The organism is Rhodospira trueperi (assembly GCF_900101965.1).
GTDB classification, from domain to species: Bacteria; Pseudomonadota; Alphaproteobacteria; order Rhodospirillales; family Rhodospirillaceae; genus Rhodospira; species Rhodospira trueperi.
In genome coordinates, this window is sequence record NZ_FNAP01000003.1 from 191,419 (window position 1) to 209,939 (window position 18,521).

11 protein-coding genes and 1 CRISPR repeat array are annotated in these 18,521 nt (G+C 66.5%); of the genes, 3 read left to right on the forward strand and 8 right to left on the reverse strand.

Going from position 1 to position 18,521, the window contains the following annotated elements:
• The first annotated feature begins 348 nt into the window (after positions 1–348).
• From BLS85_RS05965 to cas2, 3 genes are all read left to right on the forward strand, one after another.
• A complete protein-coding gene (locus BLS85_RS05965; protein ID WP_092783688.1) occupies positions 349–2,940 on the forward strand; it encodes a transporter substrate-binding domain-containing protein in 2,592 nt (863 codons plus the stop codon).
• Positions 2,941–3,230: 290 nt separating this feature from the next.
• Positions 3,231–4,964 (forward strand): CRISPR-associated endonuclease Cas4/Cas1, encoded by a 1,734-nt coding sequence (locus BLS85_RS05970; protein ID WP_092783691.1) that lies wholly within the window; start codon positions 3,231–3,233, stop codon positions 4,962–4,964.
• A 13-nt stretch (positions 4,965–4,977) separates the two neighbouring features.
• Positions 4,978–5,280, forward strand: a complete 303-nt coding sequence (gene cas2, locus BLS85_RS05975) for a CRISPR-associated endonuclease Cas2 (protein WP_092783694.1) — start codon at positions 4,978–4,980, stop codon at positions 5,278–5,280.
• 231 nt (positions 5,281–5,511) lie between these two features.
• Positions 5,512–11,377: a CRISPR direct-repeat array (repeat unit 36 nt; unit sequence CCTTCCGGGGCAGTAATGCCCCGGCCTCATTGAAGC).
• A gap of 1,035 nt (positions 11,378–12,412) precedes the next feature.
• On the opposite strand, the gene BLS85_RS05980 is transcribed toward cas2, so the two are convergent.
• The 8 genes from BLS85_RS05980 to BLS85_RS06015 form a co-directional block, all read right to left on the reverse strand.
• The gene (locus BLS85_RS05980) at positions 12,413–12,613 is read right to left on the reverse strand and encodes a YgaP family membrane protein (RefSeq protein WP_092783697.1); all 201 of its coding nucleotides are present in this window, start codon (positions 12,611–12,613) and stop codon (positions 12,413–12,415) included.
• Between the two features lie 213 nt (positions 12,614–12,826).
• A complete protein-coding gene (locus tag BLS85_RS05985) occupies positions 12,827–13,060 on the reverse strand; it encodes a YgaP family membrane protein (RefSeq protein WP_245699102.1) in 234 nt (77 codons plus the stop codon).
• A gap of 58 nt (positions 13,061–13,118) precedes the next feature.
• Positions 13,119–13,859, reverse strand: a complete 741-nt coding sequence (locus BLS85_RS05990) for a Crp/Fnr family transcriptional regulator (protein WP_092783700.1) — start codon at positions 13,857–13,859, stop codon at positions 13,119–13,121.
• 78 nt (positions 13,860–13,937) lie between these two features.
• Positions 13,938–14,480 carry a DNA-3-methyladenine glycosylase I gene (locus BLS85_RS05995; RefSeq protein WP_092783703.1) on the reverse strand — a complete coding sequence of 181 codons (543 nt, stop codon included), beginning with the start codon at positions 14,478–14,480 and terminating at the stop codon, positions 13,938–13,940.
• Between the two features lie 18 nt (positions 14,481–14,498).
• Positions 14,499–14,903 carry a methylmalonyl-CoA epimerase gene (gene mce, locus BLS85_RS06000; protein ID WP_092783706.1) on the reverse strand — a complete coding sequence of 135 codons (405 nt, stop codon included), beginning with the start codon at positions 14,901–14,903 and terminating at the stop codon, positions 14,499–14,501.
• A 47-nt stretch (positions 14,904–14,950) separates the two neighbouring features.
• Positions 14,951–16,624 carry a ribonuclease J gene (locus BLS85_RS06005; protein ID WP_092783709.1) on the reverse strand — a complete coding sequence of 558 codons (1,674 nt, stop codon included), beginning with the start codon at positions 16,622–16,624 and terminating at the stop codon, positions 14,951–14,953.
• Positions 16,625–16,663: 39 nt separating this feature from the next.
• Positions 16,664–17,461, reverse strand: coding sequence for a type III pantothenate kinase (locus BLS85_RS06010; RefSeq protein ID WP_092783712.1), 798 nt, complete (start codon positions 17,459–17,461; stop codon positions 16,664–16,666).
• 271 nt (positions 17,462–17,732) lie between these two features.
• The gene (locus BLS85_RS06015) at positions 17,733–18,512 is read right to left on the reverse strand and encodes a biotin--[acetyl-CoA-carboxylase] ligase (RefSeq protein ID WP_176793411.1); all 780 of its coding nucleotides are present in this window, start codon (positions 18,510–18,512) and stop codon (positions 17,733–17,735) included.
• Between the last annotated feature and the right edge of the window lie 9 nt (positions 18,513–18,521).

Sequence of the window (18,521 nt, forward strand, 5' to 3'; positions counted from 1 at the left end):
TGATCCTCGGACCCTGGTCTTGGCGTCAAGTGGTGCCGCCTGTTCGACAGGCCGGTGCCGACGGCGCAAAGGGTCATCGGGTGCGCCCGGTGCGGGTCCTGTCCCGGACAGGTTCCCGACGTCTCCCAGACGTGAAACCTCCCTGTTCCACTTGCCCCGGAAGCCGTTCGGTTTCCGGGGTTTTTTTGGTGAGTGTCGGACCTGGGCGCCCAGCGCAACGATGCCATTCGGAATGGCGGGATGCCGGCCGATCCGGTATTGTCGAAGTGTTGCCAAAAGGTCCGGCTACCCGGTCTGTCGGGACACGACCGGGGTTGGCCAGCCTTTTCAACAGTCTGATCGAAAGCGATGACCGGCGCCGCACGTTTTCTTCGCCATGCGTTCTTCGCGTTGATGATTGTGGGGGGCTGTCAGGCCTCGACGCTGGCTGTGGCGGACACCACGCCGACCGGCGCCCCGGTCGTCGCCGCCGTTCCCACGCAGTTTCCGCCGTACTACACCCTTGGCAACGATGGTGAGCCGGGCGGATACGCGGTGGACGTCTTCAACGCCATTGCCCGCCGCGCCGGCCTCCACGTCGTTTATCAGCCCCATGAAACGTGGTCGGACGTGCATGCCGCCCTGGAGACCGGGGCCGCCGATGTGGTTCCCAACATGGGAATATCGGCCCGTCGGGCCGCGTTCGCGACCTTCACGACCCCCATCGAGCAGTTCGACGTGGTCGTGGTGCAGCGCGCCGGGGACGATGCCATGGTCACGCCGGATGACCTTGCCGGGCACGCCGTCGGAACCATGCGCACCAACGTGGCGGCCTCCCTTCTGTCCTCCCGCGAGGAAGTGAACCTCAGGACCTACTCCACGGCCCGGGAAGTGTTGGATGCCCTGCTGCTGGGCGAGATCGATGCGTTCGCGCTGCCCCGGCCCCTGGTCACCGATCTCACCGAGCAGGTGCGCGTTTCCGATCAGGTCCGCATTCTTGAAACCCCGTTGGTCACCGTGCAGCGGGCCGTCGCGGTCAGCAAGGACCGTCCGGATCTGCTCCCGCCCCTGAACGCCGCCATTGCGGCCTTCATCGGATCGTCCGAGCATGCCGCGTTGCAGACGGCCTGGGGACGTCCGGGAACTCCCGCGCTGTCCCTCGCAACGAAGGCGTGGGCGGCCGCCCTCGCCGTATCGGCCGTCGTCGTCGTCCTCGTCTTCCTGACCGGACGATCAAAAGGAGCGTCACCTCAACTCACGATTTCGGAGATCGACGGGTATACCCTGCGACGACGCCTGCGCCAGCGGGGCCTCGTGCTTACCACCATCCTGGCGGTGTCGATCGCCGCGATGGTCGGCATTGCGCTGGTGCTGTTGTACCAAGTCGCCTTTGAACGACACCGGGAACGGCTGGTCGAGTTGGTGTCGATGCAGGTCGAGTTGTTCGAATCGGTCGCGGCGTTCGATACCGAATACGGCACGGATTACCCCGGTGGAGCCGCCGCCGCGACCCTCCGCCAGATCAAGGAGGCCCTGGGACGCCACCAGGGGGTCGGGGAATTCACGCTGGCCCGCCGCGACGGCGACCAGATCGCCTTCATCCTGCGACAGAAAGCCTGGGACCGGTACGAACCGGCCCCGGTGCCCCTTGACTCCGGTTTGGCGGAGCCGATGCGCGAGGCCCTGACGGGCCGTTCCGGAACCATGATCGGCCAGGACTATCGCGGCGTCACCGTTCTGGCGGCTTACGGGCACGTGCCGAGCCTCGACCTGGGCATGGTGGCCAAAGAGGACATCGCCGAAATCCGGGCCCCCTTCATCGAGGCCGGCCTGACCGCCGGCGCCATCGGCTTTCTGGTCATCGTGCTGGGGGCCGCCGGCTTCGTCAGCATCGGCAATCCGCTGGTGCGCCAGCTTGTGGAGCGCGAACGGTGGTTTGCGGCCACTGTCCAGCATGCCGGGGTCGGCATCGCGCTGGTCGACGTCCCCTCCGGACGGATCGCAAAGGCCAACGCGCGCTTCGCCGCGATTCTCGGCGTGCCGGAAAGCACCGTCGCGTCCGCCTCCGTCGCCGACCTCTGCCCGGAACTGGGAATCGCGACCGACCCGCGGCACCTTGGGCAACTCGTCACCGATGAATCGGGCACCCACACCTCCGAAACGCATTTCACCCGATCGGATGGACCTGAGGTGTGGGTGCAGACGACGGCCTCGATCGTGGCCCGCGCCGGCGACCAGCCCATGCGCCTCGTTCTGGTCGTTGACGACATCTCCGACGTGAAGCGTGCCGAGGCCCTGCGCGAGGACATCGAACGCATCATCCGTCACGATATGCGCAGCCCGATCACCGCCATGCGGTCCGGTATCGAACTGCTGCGGATGAGCGACGCGTTGTCCGAGGACCAACGCCGAACGCTTGACATGATGGAGCGGGCCAACCGTTGGGAACTGACCATGCTGGACACCTCGATGACCTTGTCCCGCATCGAAAGCGGCGCGTTCACCCCGGAACCGACCCCGCTGGACCTGGACACCGTGCTTCATGAGGTGACGGAGGAAATTCGGCACCTGATGGACCAGCGCAAGACCGGGATTCACCTGACCGTCGCACCGGACACACGGGTTCTCGGGGACGTTTGGCTCTGCAGGACGCTGTTTTCGAACCTGATCCGCAACGCCCTGGAAGCCCTCCCCGACAGTGGGCAAACCGTGGACATCGCAGCCGCGCCCGACGGCGGCGAGGCGGTCATTCGCATCACCAATCCCGGCGCCGTGCCGGAGGTCATCCGTGATCGCTTTTTCGAGAAGTACGTCACCGCTGGCAAGACGGGCGGCACCGGCCTGGGGACCTATTCCGCCCGCATGATGGTGCGGGCCCAGGGCGGCACCATCGCGCTCGATGCCAGCGACCCCGGCCGGACGACCATTCGGGTCCGCCTGCCGCTTGCGCCGGCGGAATGACACCGGCCGACCGCGCAGTCCCGCGATACAATCCAGGGCCGCTCACAAACGCCATTCCGCCCTTGCGTTGCAGGCTGCCGTGCCTGAGGATGACGCGAGACTCTTCAATGCCAATGCCCGCATCAGTCGCGCGGGCGGAGGTGGGTCGCAGCGCACGGCATGGCCCGCCGCATGCCGATGGACGCCGCCGTCCTTGGAGTCCGCGATGCTGACGCGAAAGAGGTGATCCGGCGGGATTGCAGGGCGGGCGTGTTTGCCGCTTGTCCGGCCCCATGCCATAGCACGACGCCATGACCGACCGCCCCGCCGCCGCCGAAGACCGCGAACCCGAGCTTCCGTTACCGCCCCCGCCGGTTCCGGAGGGCGCGGCGCTGGTCCCGGTGCGGATGGTGAACGAATATGTCTATTGCCCGCGTCTGGCGTGGCTGATGTGGGTGGACAGCGCCTGGGCCGACAGCGCCGACACGGAGGAAGGCCGGCAGGTTCACAGGCGCGTCGATGCCGGCGGGGGCCACCTGCCCGAGACCCCGCCGGCGGAGGAGGATACCGAGGACATCCACGCCCGCTCCGTGGCCCTGACGTCGGAGCGCCTGGGCATCACCGGCGTGCTGGATCTGGTCGAGGGCGACGGCGGCCGCGTCAGCCCCGTGGACACGAAACGTGGCAAGCGCCCCCACACCGCTTTGGGCGCCTACGATCCGGAGCGGGTGCAGGTCTGCCTGCAGGGGCTGCTGCTGGAGGAGCACGGCTACCGTTGCGACGAGGGCTTTCTGTACTACCGCGCCAGCCGAGAGCGCGTGCGCATCCCCTTCGACGAGGCCCTGCGCCAGGCCGCGTTGCACGCCGTTCACGGCCTGCGCCTTGCCGCCGCCCAGACGCGCCCGCCGCCGCCCCTGGTGGACAGCCCGAAGTGTCCGCGCTGCGCCCTGGTCGGTATCTGCCTGCCCGACGAGGTCGGCCACGCCCACGGCACCATGCCGGCGCCGCGCCCGCTGGCCGCCGCCCGGCCCGACGCGCTGCCGCTGGTGGTCCAGGCCGGTCACGGCAAGCTTGGCAAGACCGGTGATCAGCTTCAGGTCAGCATCGACGACGCCCCGCCGGTCAAGGCCCGCCTGACCGAGATCTCCCAGGTCGTGCTGTTCGGCAACGTTTCGGTGACGGCGCCGGCCCTGCACGAGCTGATGCGCCGCGAGATTCCTGTCTCCTGGCACAGTTACGGTGGCTGGTTCCTGGGCCACACGGTGGGCCTGGGCCACCGCACCGTGGCGGCGCGCGAGGCGCAATTCCGCTGCGCCTTCGATGCCGGCTGGTCGTTGCGGTTCGCGCGCGGGCTCGTCGCGGCGAAGGCCCGCAACGCTCGCACCCTTCTACGCCGCAACCGCCGCGACAGCCATCCGCCGGAGGCCGTCGCCGAACCCCTACGCGCCCTGAAACGCATGACCGCCGAGGCCGAAAAGGCCCCCGACGCCGCCACCCTGCTGGGCATCGAGGGCGCGGCCGCGGCCGCCTACTTCGGCGCCTTCCCCATGATGCTGCGCGAGGACGGGCCGCCCGCCTTCGACTTCCGCACCCGCAACCGGCGCCCGCCGGCCGATCCGGTCAACGCCCTGCTGTCGTTCGCCTATGCCCTGCTGGTGCGAACCTGGCATGTGGCTCTGTCCGGGGTCGGGCTGGATCCGTACCGAGGCTTCTATCACACCGTCCGCCACGGTCGCCCGGCACTGGCCCTGGACATGATGGAGCCCGACCGCCCGCTGATCGCGGACTCCGCCGTGCTGACCGTGATCAACAACGGCGAGGTCGCGCCCGGCGATTTCGTCATCGCGGCCGGGGGCTGCTCCATGACCCAGGGGGCCCGCAAGGCCCTGATCGCCGCCTTCGAACGCCGCCTGGAACAAGAGCTGACCCATCCCGTGTTCGGCTACCAGATCAGCTACCGCCGCCTGATCGAGGTGCAGGCCCGGCTGTTGTGCCGTCATCTTCAGGGCGAGATCGACGCCTTCCCCTGGGTCACGCCACGATAAGGAGGCCGCGCCCGTGGCAGCACCAACAGACGAACACCTGTACATCATCACCTATGACATCGCCGACCAGAAGCGCTGGCGCCAGGTGTGGAAAGTGATGAACGGCTACGGGGAATGGCTCCAGTTGTCCGTCTTCCAGTGCCGGCTGTCGCGCAAGCGGCTGGTGCAGGTGCGCGGCGCCCTGGCCGAGATCATCGAGACCGGCGCCGACCATGTGCTGATCCTCGACCTGGGGCCGGCGGACGCGGTCAAGCCGCGGATGGAAAGCCTGGGAAAGACCGTCGCCGTGGTGGAGCGCACGCCGATTATTGTGTAGGCTTTTCGATGGTTCGGTTTGTGACTCGACCGCCGTGCTTGTGCGAGCGCTGGTGCGGCGCGCGCGACTCGCGGAGCGCTCGCAAACGCTTTTTGACATTGTAAAACAAAGCAGTAACAGGCGCGCGGTGACGCCCCTAAGCACCGTGGAACCCGAATCGACTCGGCGCTCTGGCGAGCGCTCGAAAACGGTGCTAAAATCCCAACCAGAGCCGCCGGTTACAGTCGGGACCCTTCCGGGGCAGTAATGCCCCGGCCTCATTGAAGCCGGCCATTGGCGGGTATTCCCCTGACTTTCTTGGGTACCTTCCGGGGCAGTAATGCCCCGGCCTCATTGAAGCCTGGCAACAAACGACGCATTCAAAGCAGGATCAGAACCCCTTCCGGGGCAGTAATGCCCCGGCCTCATTGAAGCAGCTCTTGCTCCTCATAAGCCCCTTTGAACGGAACAGGCCTTCCGGGGCAGTAATGCCCCGGCCTCATTGAAGCCCCTCGGCGAACACCATGTCGTCGAGAATTTCGTTCGCCTTCCGGGGCAGTAATGCCCCGGCCTCATTGAAGCCCCACGCCAAATTGTCGCCCCCGGCAAACGTGCGGGAGCCTTCCGGGGCAGTAATGCCCCGGCCTCATTGAAGCTCGACAAGCTGCACAAGAACGGCGTTCAGTCTGTCGCCCTTCCGGGGCAGTAATGCCCCGGCCTCATTGAAGCGGCCGCGTCGCCGTAGCACGTCGCCGAGGCCGGCGCCCTTCCGGGGCAGTAATGCCCCGGCCTCATTGAAGCTTGCAGCACGCGGTTGTCGCCGAACAGGTCCGCGCAGACCTTCCGGGGCAGTAATGCCCCGGCCTCATTGAAGCATCGGCTCCAGGTCCAGGGGTTCAGTCATTGGTCCGGCCCCTTCCGGGGCAGTAATGCCCCGGCCTCATTGAAGCAAGCGCGAGACCAACCCGGCCGTTCAGCGGACGCAACATGCCTTCCGGGGCAGTAATGCCCCGGCCTCATTGAAGCGGGGCGGGAAGCGAGACCGGCATCACCGCTGCCCCCCCTTCCGGGGCAGTAATGCCCCGGCCTCATTGAAGCGAGCTTTTCGCGCGCCTGAAGGTTCGCGTCGTCCACCTTCCGGGGCAGTAATGCCCCGGCCTCATTGAAGCCCAGACGTGCCAGTGGTCCTGCCCATACAGATTGCTCTCCTTCCGGGGCAGTAATGCCCCGGCCTCATTGAAGCCGATCAGCCCCGCCGCCACATCGCGCACACCGGAATGCCTTCCGGGGCAGTAATGCCCCGGCCTCATTGAAGCACGGGATACTCCCGCCCGCCGCCCCGCCCCTGACGGGCCTTCCGGGGCAGTAATGCCCCGGCCTCATTGAAGCAGGAGTTGGCGGCCTATGGCGACGGAAGCGACGGAGCCTTCCGGGGCAGTAATGCCCCGGCCTCATTGAAGCGCGACCGGACGCCTGAGCGTGGCGCACCGGGAAAATCCTTCCGGGGCAGTAATGCCCCGGCCTCATTGAAGCCCCCGCGTAGACGCGGTGGCCGCCCTCAAAAGCCGGTCCTTCCGGGGCAGTAATGCCCCGGCCTCATTGAAGCACGAGTGGTAGCCCTCATACACTGGAGCGCACAACCGTCCTTCCGGGGCAGTAATGCCCCGGCCTCATTGAAGCTGCGAGAGCGCCCTTGCGCAACCAGTCGCTCTTGCCCCTTCCGGGGCAGTAATGCCCCGGCCTCATTGAAGCCGTGAAATCCCGGACGGCATCCGCGCGAAGCTGAACGCCTTCCGGGGCAGTAATGCCCCGGCCTCATTGAAGCCAGGATCGGTTCCGTGGTGACGACGGGCGCGGCTACGCCCTTCCGGGGCAGTAATGCCCCGGCCTCATTGAAGCAGGCGATCCGAGCGGTGTACGCCGAGTCCCGGGCCGCTTGTCCTTCCGGGGCAGTAATGCCCCGGCCTCATTGAAGCCGAGTTGCGGCAACTGTGGATGCGTGACCTGCTGTTCCTTCCGGGGCAGTAATGCCCCGGCCTCATTGAAGCTCAGGTTGGTGCAGGAAGGCGAATTAGAAATTGATGACCCTTCCGGGGCAGTAATGCCCCGGCCTCATTGAAGCGCTCATGGATTGGCAGCGGTTGGTGCTCTGGAAATGCCTTCCGGGGCAGTAATGCCCCGGCCTCATTGAAGCCTGGGATCGGGGACGACGGTCATTGCGGCCGAAATGGACCTTCCGGGGCAGTAATGCCCCGGCCTCATTGAAGCGCCGTTGTATAGACCGGCCGTCGCGCAATTGACAATTGCCTTCCGGGGCAGTAATGCCCCGGCCTCATTGAAGCATGGGGACATTGAAGACGTGTGGCGCGCTGAAGTTCGTTTCCTTCCGGGGCAGTAATGCCCCGGCCTCATTGAAGCGAGGGTGAATCGCCCTGCCTCTTCCTTGAGGCCCGTGTCCTTCCGGGGCAGTAATGCCCCGGCCTCATTGAAGCGCGATGGCGTCCTTGTTGTCCCACGCCTGTTCGGCGGCCCTTCCGGGGCAGTAATGCCCCGGCCTCATTGAAGCATCTCATCGACCAACAGGGTGACGCGCGGCGCGTCCGCTTTCCGGGGCAGTCATGCCCCGGCCTCATTGAAGCACCGCCGTCGCCTTGGGCCCCGCGAACGCCAGGATCACTTTCCGGGGCAGTCATGCCCCGGCCTCATTGAAGCTGGGCGAAATCCCAAAGCCGATCCGCCGAGACGGTCGCCTTTCCGGGGCAGTCATGCCCCGGCCTCATTGAAGCGCCCATTTGGCGCACCGTGGCCATGGCGGTTTCAGAGTTCTTTCCGGGGCAGTCATGCCCCGGCCTCATTGAAGCCGCCGTGAGGTCGACCGCCGGTCTCTTGATTGATCCGGCTCTTTCCGGGGCAGTCATGCCCCGGCCTCATTGAAGCTACCGCCAGTGCCGCGACGAAACGCCGGACGTCATGAACCTTTCCGGGGCAGTCATGCCCCGGCCTCATTGAAGCGGCATCGGGATGTTGCTGCCGTTTTTGTCCGCGTTCGCTTTCCGGGGCAGTCATGCCCCGGCCTCATTGAAGCCGCTGCGGCGGCATCAAGCTCTTGAGCTTCCTTGCGCCCTTTCCGGGGCAGTCATGCCCCGGCCTCATTGAAGCAATGCCTTGTGGATTATATGTTGGTTGTTTTTTATAAACTTTCCGGGGCAGTCATGCCCCGGCCTCATTGAAGCTATAAGCAGGATGTATCCAAATCACATGAACGTCATGCTTTCCGGGGCAGTCATGCCCCGGCCTCATTGAAGCAGCGGCGCACTCGGGAACTTGTCCCGCTCCCACGGGCTTTCCGGGGCAGTCATGCCCCGGCCTCATTGAAGCGCGCTGGGGGTTCTGCAACAGTCCGGTGGACATTCCCCTTTCCGGGGCAGTCATGCCCCGGCCTCATTGAAGCACCTGGTCACGCCCGAAAGCCTGGCGCGCCAGGTCCGCCTTTCCGGGGCAGTCATGCCCCGGCCTCATTGAAGCCAAGAGCCGCGCCGAGGTGGTCTCGGAAATGGGCTACCCTTCCGGGGCAGTAATGCCCCGGCCTCATTGAAGCCGGCGCAAGCGGGCGACGTAGCTTGGCTTTTGCCAGTCCCTTCCGGGGCAGTAATGCCCCGGCCTCATTGAAGCTTTTCGCTCATCCTTGGGATGTTCCCTTTTGTGGATCCCTTCCGGGGCAGTAATGCCCCGGCCTCATTGAAGCCAGATCGCGGTGGCGGATCGGCTCGCGTTCGGGCCGGAACCCTTCCGGGGCAGTAATGCCCCGGCCTCATTGAAGCTTAACTCCATGTCCGATTTCTGGCACCCGGAGGCCCCCTTCCGGGGCAGTAATGCCCCGGCCTCATTGAAGCGTCGCGTGGGTGGAAGGGGGCAGGGCCGATGGGTGCCTTCCGGGGCAGTAATGCCCCGGCCTCATTGAAGCCGGATCGGCCGGGCCATGCACTCGACGGGCTTTTGGGTGCCTTCCGGGGCAGTAATGCCCCGGCCTCATTGAAGCGAGGTGATGGGGCCGAACCCGGAGGGCACGCGCCGCCTCCTTCCGGGGCAGTAATGCCCCGGCCTCATTGAAGCTGAGCTTATGTTGGTTACAACGTCTGGGTATCCATGGCCCTTCCGGGGCAGTAATGCCCCGGCCTCATTGAAGCGGCCGCCTGCCGGCGCCCCAGTTCACCGGCCCCGGCCTGCCTTCCGGGGCAGTAATGCCCCGGCCTCATTGAAGCGACTATCACGAGGCGCTGACGCTGATCAATCCGGACCCTTCCGGGGCAGTAATGCCCCGGCCTCATTGAAGCGGATTTCCTCCTGGGACATCACCTTTCCGCGCGGTGCGCCTTCCGGGGCAGTAATGCCCCGGCCTCATTGAAGCTTCTCTATCCTTTCAAATTCTTTCCCGGACGTAATGATCCTTCCGGGGCAGTAATGCCCCGGCCTCATTGAAGCCCGGGTGACTTACGAACTGAGCGCGGCCGATACCCTGGCCTTCCGGGGCAGTAATGCCCCGGCCTCATTGAAGCACCCGCGTCAAATCCACCGGCCCCAACAGCGGCTCACACCCTTCCGGGGCAGTAATGCCCCGGCCTCATTGAAGCGTGTCGAGCCAACGAGTGTTCAAAAGTTTGTTAAAAGCCTTCCGGGGCAGTAATGCCCCGGCCTCATTGAAGCGCGGGGCGTGTTCCAGGTGCGCTGCTCCCAGCCATAGTCCTTCCGGGGCAGTAATGCCCCGGCCTCATTGAAGCGCCTCCGGTGACCTGGAGGTGCTCGACCCATGACCGTCCCTTCCGGGGCAGTAATGCCCCGGCCTCATTGAAGCCTGACGCAGGCGGGCGCCGAAGGTCTGGATCCCAAGGCCGCCTTCCGGGGCAGTAATGCCCCGGCCTCATTGAAGCATGCGTTTGGCGGCACCGGCGCGATGGCGGAGGCGTTCCTTCCGGGGCAGTAATGCCCCGGCCTCATTGAAGCCGCCGTATATCTGCCGACGCCCGCGCCAGCGCCAGCGACCCTTCCGGGGCAGTAATGCCCCGGCCTCATTGAAGCCCCGCCTCGCGGTCCAGGCCCTTGCCCATCGCCTCGCCCCTTCCGGGGCAGTAATGCCCCGGCCTCATTGAAGCGGCCGCGCCCCGTCCGGCCGGTCGACAAGCGGCCCGGGCCTTCCGGGGCAGTAATGCCCCGGCCTCATTGAAGCTCCGTGTTGGTGAGTGGCGTGAACCAGGAAGAGCTGGACCACCTTCCGGGGCAGTAATGCCCCGGCCTCATTGAAGCCTCGGCGCGGCGATATACGTCAGCGCTCGGCCCTGCGTGCCTTCCGGGGCAGTAATGCCCCGGCCTCATTGAAGCCGACGGCTGCGGGCAACAACGGTATTCGCCGCGCCGGCCTTCCGGGGCAGTAATGCCCCGGCCTCATTGAAGCCGTGTCTTGAACGAGGGGTCAACGACGAAGCGGCACCCCTTCCGGGGCAGTAATGCCCCGGCCTCATTGAAGCCCCCTTCACCATACCGCCCAACCGTAATCCAGGCTTCTCCTTCCGGGGCAGTAATGCCCCGGCCTCATTGAAGCAGGCAGAAGAGCAGAAAATGACAGCAGCTGCCCAAAAGCCTTCCGGGGCAGTAATGCCCCGGCCTCATTGAAGCTCATTTTCAAAATCCGCGCGCAAAATTCGTATCGCTGCCTTCCGGGGCAGTAATGCCCCGGCCTCATTGAAGCGCCAACCCGTAGGCCACTCCGCCGATGACCACCCATCGGACGGCCTTCCGGGGCAGTAATGCCCCGGCCTCATTGAAGCGTACTCAGTCTCCAGGTCCACCGGCCCGCCGCCGGTCTCCTTCCGGGGCAGTAATGCCCCGGCCTCATTGAAGCAATCCCTCATTGACCGATACGCGGGGAACTGATCATGGCCTTCCGGGGCAGTCATGCCCCGGCCTCATTGAAGCGGAAAAATACCCGGCCTCCCACGCGTGCAGCGCGGCGTCCTTCCGGGGCAGTCATGCCCCGGCCTCATTGAAGCATGCCCTCGACCCCGCCGCTCTCGATGTCATCGAGAAGCCTTCCGGGGCAGTCATGCCCCGGCCTCATTGAAGCACACAGACGGTGCTGGCGTACGGCCGGCCGGCCCCCCTTCCGGGGCCGTCATGCCCCGGCCTCCCGCGCGCAACCCGAGGCGGGCATCAGCCCGCCGAAGGTCGTTGCGCGCTCAACAGAAAAACCTCTTCGGCGTTTGAAGTGGAATTGGGGGGCGGGGTCCGGGCCCGGCAGGATCGCTGCGCAGCGACAACGGCCCTCCGTTCGCGGGCCGGCGCGTGGCGAGGCTGTCGCACTTGGCGGTGCGCCTGATCAAGGCGGGGGTGCGGCCGGAGCGGATCGCGCCGCGCAAACCGTGGCAGAATGGCCGGCATGAGCGGATGCACCTGACGCTGCTCCAGAACACCGCCTCGCCGCCGGCGCGCAGCCTGCGGGAGCAGATGGGACGGTTCGCGGGCGTTCGAGACCGCGTTCAACGAAGAGCGACCGCACGAGGCCTTGGGACGGACGGAAACCATCGGCCTCGGTCGACCGGCCGTCGCTCAGGGCCTTTGACCGGGTTTTGCGGTCTCGGGCGTTTCCGTCGGACGCCCTGGTCCGCAGAGTTCGCGGCACCGGAGAAATCAAGTGGCGCGGCCAGACGCTGTTTGTCAGTGAGGTGCTGGTCGGCGAACCGCTGGGGCTGTTCTGGCTCGTGAAGGATGGCCCGATCGAGCTGGGGCCCCTGAGGGGCCGGCCGGCCTGGAAAAACCCGGGTCTGGATCGCGATCCAGCCCCGGGTTCAGGCGGTCACCGGTGGGAAACAGAGTTACCCATGTCATCGGTCCAAACCGTTGCCCCTGTTTCCGGTTGCTCACGGGGCGGTGCCCTCCGCCACAACCGAACATGTTGCCGGCGGAAGCGACCGGATCATCCGGATTTCGGATGACCCATTTCCTGCGCCACGACCGTCGCGGCCATGATCCACCTCCCCATCCACGTCTTCGTTTCCACATGAAACGTCGAAGAACAAAAAAAAGACCCCGGCGACGAACGCGCCGGGGTGGGGCCACACGGACCGGGTAGGGGGGAGAGGGATCAGAACCGAGACCCGGCTCAGTCCTTTTCGCAGGTCTTGATACCGAGCGGCAGGTACACCGGGCACCAGCGCAGCAGACCGGTGGCCAGCGGCACGACGCCGATGATGCCCCAGGGGTTCAGGACGGACGGGAACAGAAACATTCCGGCGATCAGCGCGGCACCGACGACGATGCGCAGGATACGGTCGATGCCGCCGACATTCTTGGTGAAGTTCATGGTCAGGATCTCCTTGAAGGCATGCTTTCGGGGCGAGGGTGCGCGTCCCGCCGGGACGCCCTCGGTGCCGGAAGGAATACAGCGAGGCTCCCACCAGGTCCGTAACTTAGTCACAGAAACATCCAGGACATTTTTTTGGGGCGCGCCCGAAACCTCAGACCCCCGGCAACGGAGTCGCCGGGGGCCAGACGGAGTCGGATGATCGGACCACGCTTACTTCTTCTTGCCGTCGTCCGAACCGCAGGTATTGATCCCCATCAGCTTGTACACCGGGCAGTACCCGATCACCCCGGAAAACAGCGGGACGAGACCGATCCAGCCAATCCAGTCGCCCTTGCCATCGCCGTAAAACGCGGCCATCGAGATCAGCAGGATGCCACCGCCGATACGGGCAAGGCTCTCAAAATAGCCCACATTCTTTTCCACGTTCACCAGGTTTCCAAACATCTCACGCTCCTCTTCAGCGTTGGGGCGAGTGGGGCATGCAACCACCGCGCCCGGCTTCTTACGGTGTGTCTCCCATCCGAACTCCTCCACCGTCGCGACCGTCCGACCCTTGGTCGCGGCCACGGAGTCGCCCCAGGGCCGCCGCATCGGTCACCCTGACCTGACCGCGCGTCGCGATGACCCAGTTCCGGCGTTCGAAGTCCTTGAGCTGGCGGCTGATGACCTCCCGCGCCGAACCCAACTCCATCGCCAAGTCCAGATGAGTCGCCAACACAATTCCGCCGTTATCCGCCCGGGTCAAGAGAAGGTGCGCAAGCCTTGCGTCTATTCGCCCGAAGGCCACCTCGTCGATCAGCAGCAGCAGGTCGGAGATGCGCGCCGCGTAGGCGGAAAAAACGAAGCGGCGGAACACGGTAGAGGTGTCCAGCATGGCCTGGAACACGCCCGATGGCAGCACGGCGGCCCTGACCTCGGACTCGGTCACGCCCTCGGCGGCATAGGGCAGTTCGGTCATCAGGGCGTTGGTGGTCAACACGCAGGTTTGCCCAGGCTCCACCCGGTACAGCACGATCTGGCGCCCGCTTTCCGAGACCTTCTGCACCCGCACGCACCCGTCCAGCACCAGCGTATAGGCCTGACAGGAGTCGCCGTCGCGGAACACCACGGCCCCGGCCGGCAGGGTGACCTGGCGCACGCTGCGGTCGAGCAGGCGGCGCGCCTCCGTCTCCAGCCCGCCCAGGGGAGCGAAGCCGGACAGCAGGCGGTCGATCAGGGGCGAATCGTCGGGCGCGGTCGGCATGATGCTCCCGAGTGTGCCGTCGGGCGGTCGGGATGTGAAGAGGGGGCGCGCAGGTTCGCACGGTGGAGTCCGCCCGGGTCAGCGGGACGACGTCCCCCACACGGGCGCGCACGCCGCGATGCGGGCCGCGACCGGACAGTCCGCGCGGTGGGCGCCGGGCAGGATGTCGATGCTCATCAGGAACTCGTTGACCACCTCGGGACCGGCGAACTTGAACGTCGTCTTGAACAAGCGCACCCAGGCATCCAGGTCACGCGGGTGGTGAGCGTCGATCCAGGCGGCGAAACCGCCGTGCGAGACGCGCAGCGCCTGGACCCGCCGGGCGTTCTCGATTACGGCGTCGATCTTGCGCCGATTGCGGATGATGCCGGCATCGGCCAGCAGGCGCGCCTTGTCGGCGTCGTCGAAGGCGGCCACACGGTCCACATCGAAACGCGCGAACGCCGCATTCAGGGCCTCGCGCTTTTTCAGGATCAGCAGCCACGACAGCCCGGCCTGGAAGATCTCCAGGCACAACCGTTCGAACAGCACGGTCTCGTCGGTGGCGGGAAAGCCGTACTCGGTGTCGTGATAAGGGCCGTGCCAGGGGTGCCCGGGGGCCACGTCGCAGTACCAGCTCACGCCGCGCCCCCCTTCACCTCACGCCTGCTCCAGTTCCACCAGCGTGCCCGTGAAGTCCTTGGGATGCAGGAACAGCACCGGCTTGCCGTGGGCACCGATCTTGGGATCGCCGTCGCCCAGCACCCGCTTGCCCTCGGCCTTCAGGGTGTCGCGGGCCGCCATGATGTCCTCAACCTCATAGCAGACGTGATGGATGCCGCCCGACGGATTCTTGTCGAGGAAAGCCTGGATCGGGGACTTGTCGCCCAGCGGATGCAACAGTTCGATCTTGGTGTTCGGCAGTTCGATGAACACCACGGTCACGCCGTGGTCCGGCTGCGGCACCGGGTCGGAAACCTTGGCGCCCAGGGTCCCGCGATAGTTGGCGGTGGCCGCCTCCAGGTCGGGAACCGCAATGGCCACGTGATTCAACCGTCCGATCATGTTTTCTGGCTCCTGTCCTGATTGTCATTCCGTATGGCCGGTCGGGATCACACCCGCACCACATGGATGTCCGTCACCGGCCGCCGGTTCTGGCTGCCCCGGAAGAACCGCCCGACGACCCGCCGGGCGCTGTCCACCACCCGCTCGTCGTCGTCCAGCGCCCTGCGGTCCAGGCGGTCCACAGCCGCGCGGATCTGGCCGACCAGCGCGTCGATGTCCTCGCCGTCCTCCTCGGGATCGAGCAGCCCGCGCGCGCTGACCATCGGCTCGGCGGCCAGCCCGCCCTTGCCGTTGATCACCAGCGTCACCGTGGCCACCCCATTTGTCATCATGCGGCGCCGATCCCGCAGCATCTGACTTGAGATGGGGACCAGACGGTCGCCGTCCAGGGCCAGAAGGCCGGTGTGAACCTGATCGACCACCTTCGGCGTCGCGCCGTCCAGGCGCAGCACGTCGCCGTCCTGAATCACGATGGCATGCCCGGCCCCACAGGCGCGGGCGACGCGGGCGTGCTCGCGCAGGTGCATGGCCTCGCCGTGGACCGGCACCGCCACGCGCGGACGCACGAGGCCGTACATCTCTTCCACCTCGCCCCGGGCCGGATGGCCGGAGACATGCACCGGCGCGTCGCGGGCGGTGATGATCTCCACCCCGTTCCCGGCCAGCTTGTTCTGCAGGGCGTAGATGGCCCGCTCGTTGCCGGGGATCACCCGCGAGGAGAAGATCACCGTGTCGCCCTCGCCCAGGCTGACGGAGCGGTGACTGCCGGAGGCGATTCGCGGCAAGGCGGCCCTTGGCTCGCCCTGGCTACCGGTACAGATGTAGAGCACCTTGTCCCGGGGCAGGGCGGCGGCCTCGTCATCGCCCAGGAACGCCGGGATATCCTCCAGATAGCCGCAGCCGCGGGCGGTCTCGTTCATGCGCCACAGCGAGCGGCCGACCAGGACCGCCCGGCGGCCGTTCTCGCGCGCGGCGATGGCCGCGCTTTCCATCCGCGCCACGTTGGAGGCGAAGCAGGCCACCACCACTTGGCCGGTGGTGTTGCGCCCGACCGTCTCGATCAGGGCCTGGCGCACGTCGGCTTCCGACCCCGAATGACCCGGGGAGAAGATGTTCGTGCTGTCGCCGACCATGGCCAGCACACCCTCGTCCCCGAGACGGCGTAGCGCCTCGGTGTCGGCCTCCGGTCCGATCAGCGGTCCGGGATCGAACTTCCAGTCGGCGGTGTGCAGGACGATGCCCGCCGGCGTACGGATGGCGACCGCGTTGGGCTCGGGAATGGAGTGGGTGGTGCCGATGAACTCCACATCGAACGAGCCCACCTGAAACCGCGAGCCGACCGGCACCTCGTGCACCGGCACCTGACCCAGCAGGCCCTCCTCCTCCAGCTTGACGCGCAGGAAGGCGGCGGCGAAGGGCGAGGCGTACACCGGCTTGCGCAGCCAGGGCCACAGGTATGTCACCGCCCCCAGGTGATCCTCATGGGCGTGCGTGATGACGATGCCGTCCAGGGCGTCCAACTGATCCTCGATGAACGCGGGATCGGGCATCAACACATCGATACCCGGCGTGGTCTCGTTGCCGAAGGTGATGCCCAGGTCCACCATCAGCCACCGCCCCCCAATCCCGTAGAGATTGAGGTTCATGCCGATTTCCCCGGTGCCGCCCAAAGGCAAGAAGACCACGCCGTCCGGCACGCCTGTGCCGGGCGAGTCTGTCATGATGCGTCCTTTCTTTTACAGGTCGGTTTCTACGTCGTCTTAGGTCGTTTCGGGCGTCGGCGCGCGTCGTGCCGCGTTGCGCCGATGAATCTCGCGGAGCCCCCTGAGGGTCAGATCGTTGTCCAGATGATGAATGACATCGGTGGCCTCGGTAAAGAGGGATGCCAGCCCCCCCGTGGCCACGACGGACATGGGTTCGCCGAACTCGGCCTGAATCCGGGCCGTCAGTCCCTCGATCATCGACACGTAACCCAGGTAGATGCCGGAGCGCATGGCGGGCACCGTGGCCTTGCCGATGACGGACTTGGGCCGACCCACGGCGACGCGGGGAAGCTGCGCGGCGGCCATGTGCAGCGCCTCAAGCGACAGGTTCACGCCGGGGGCGATGACACCACCGCAATAGTTGCCGTCCGCGTCCACCACGTCGAACGTCGTCGCGGTGCCGAAATCCAACACGATCAGCGCCCCGGGATAGGTGACATGGGCCGCGACCGTGTTGACCAGACGGTCGGCGCCGACCTCCTCCGGGCGGTCCACCAGAATCTCCAGGCCGAGATCCACGTCCGGGTCGCCGACCACCAGGGGCGGAGCGGAGAAGTAGCGGTGGCACAGCAGCCGCAGGTCATACACCGCCGACGGCACCACGGAGGCGATGATGGTATCGGTGATATCCGACGGCTCCAGCCCCTTCATGGTCATGAGCTGGTTCAGCCACACCCCCATCTCGTCGGCGGTGCGGCCGGACTTGCTGGCCGCGCGCCATTCACACCGCTTGTCCTCGCCGTCATAGACGGCGAAGACCGTGTTGGTGTTGCCGCAGTCGATGGCCAACAGCATGGACCCTAGCCTTTCTCCCAGGCTCCGGTCGCGAAAGATTAGGCACCACATCCAAAGGCGTACAGACCGCCCCCGTAGTGCTCCGAGATCTCCTCCCCCCGCTGGGGGGGAGGTTGGGAGGGGGGCGCGTTGGTTTTCGCGCCAGAGATGCTTGCCGCATCACCCCCACCCCAGCCTTCCCCTATCCAGGGGAGGGAGTTCCGGACGCGCCTTCCGCCGGCCTCATGCCTTTGGACGGCCTGTGCCTATCCACCGCAAACAGAGCGTTTTCCTAGTCTTCTCCCGGAGTCGGAAAAAACACGTCCCCGGCCAGGATGGTCCGGGCATCGCCGGACGGTTCGCGCAGAATGAGCGCGCCGTCCGGGTTCAGCCCCTCGAACACGCCGAACACCCGTTCCGCACCCAGCCGCACCCCCACCGTCTCGCCAAGCCCGAGTCCGTGGCGCAGCCACGCCTCCCGAACGGGCTTGAACCCACGGGCGCGCCACTGCCGCGTCAGGTCGGCCAGACGGCCCAGAAGCGGGTCCAGCACCGCCTCCGGCGTCACGCCATCGCCGGCCGGATGGGCGTTCAGCGCCGTCGCCGGATACGGCACCACCCCCGGCGGCGGCGCGGAGGCCACATTGACCCCCATCCCCAGCTGCACCCAGCCGATCCCGTCCGCGTCGGCCACCGATTCGAGCAGCAGGCCGGCCACCTTGGCCCCGCCCAGAAGCACGTCATTGGGCCACTTCAGACGCGCGTCCGACCCGAAGCCGAGCGCGGCCAGTGTCTCCACCAGGGCCACGCCGGCCACGAATCCGATCTCCACGCCAAGGCGCGGCCCCTCCGGACAGGGAAACGCCACCGTCACATACAGGTTTCCGGGGGGACTCGTCCAGGCCCGGCCGTGCCGACCGCGCCCGCCGGTCTGCTCGCCGCCATGAACGACCAGGGCCGCGTCGGGCCGGATCGCCCGGCCCTCCCCTGCCTCCAGCAGGGCGCGCGCCACGGCCTGGGTGCTGTCCACGACCGGACGGTGGACCACCCGCCAGCCGGGCGGCCCCGCCACGCCAGCCGG

Coding starts and splice junctions, on each gene's coding strand:
- BLS85_RS05980 (WP_092783697.1), bottom strand. CDS start 12,613: ATGAACTTCACCAAGAATGTCGGCGGCATCGACCGTATCCTGCGCATC.
- BLS85_RS06005 (WP_092783709.1), bottom strand. CDS start 16,624: ATGACAGACTCGCCCGGCACAGGCGTGCCGGACGGCGTGGTCTTCTTG.
- mce (WP_092783706.1), bottom strand. CDS start 14,903: ATGATCGGACGGTTGAATCACGTGGCCATTGCGGTTCCCGACCTGGAG.
- BLS85_RS06010 (WP_092783712.1), bottom strand. CDS start 17,461: ATGCTGTTGGCCATCGACTGCGGCAACACCAACACGGTCTTCGCCGTC.
- BLS85_RS05990 (WP_092783700.1), bottom strand. CDS start 13,859: ATGCCGACCGCGCCCGACGATTCGCCCCTGATCGACCGCCTGCTGTCC.
- BLS85_RS05965 (WP_092783688.1), top strand. CDS start 349: ATGACCGGCGCCGCACGTTTTCTTCGCCATGCGTTCTTCGCGTTGATG.
- BLS85_RS05985 (WP_245699102.1), bottom strand. CDS start 13,060: ATGTTTGGAAACCTGGTGAACGTGGAAAAGAATGTGGGCTATTTTGAG.
- BLS85_RS05970 (WP_092783691.1), top strand. CDS start 3,231: ATGACCGACCGCCCCGCCGCCGCCGAAGACCGCGAACCCGAGCTTCCG.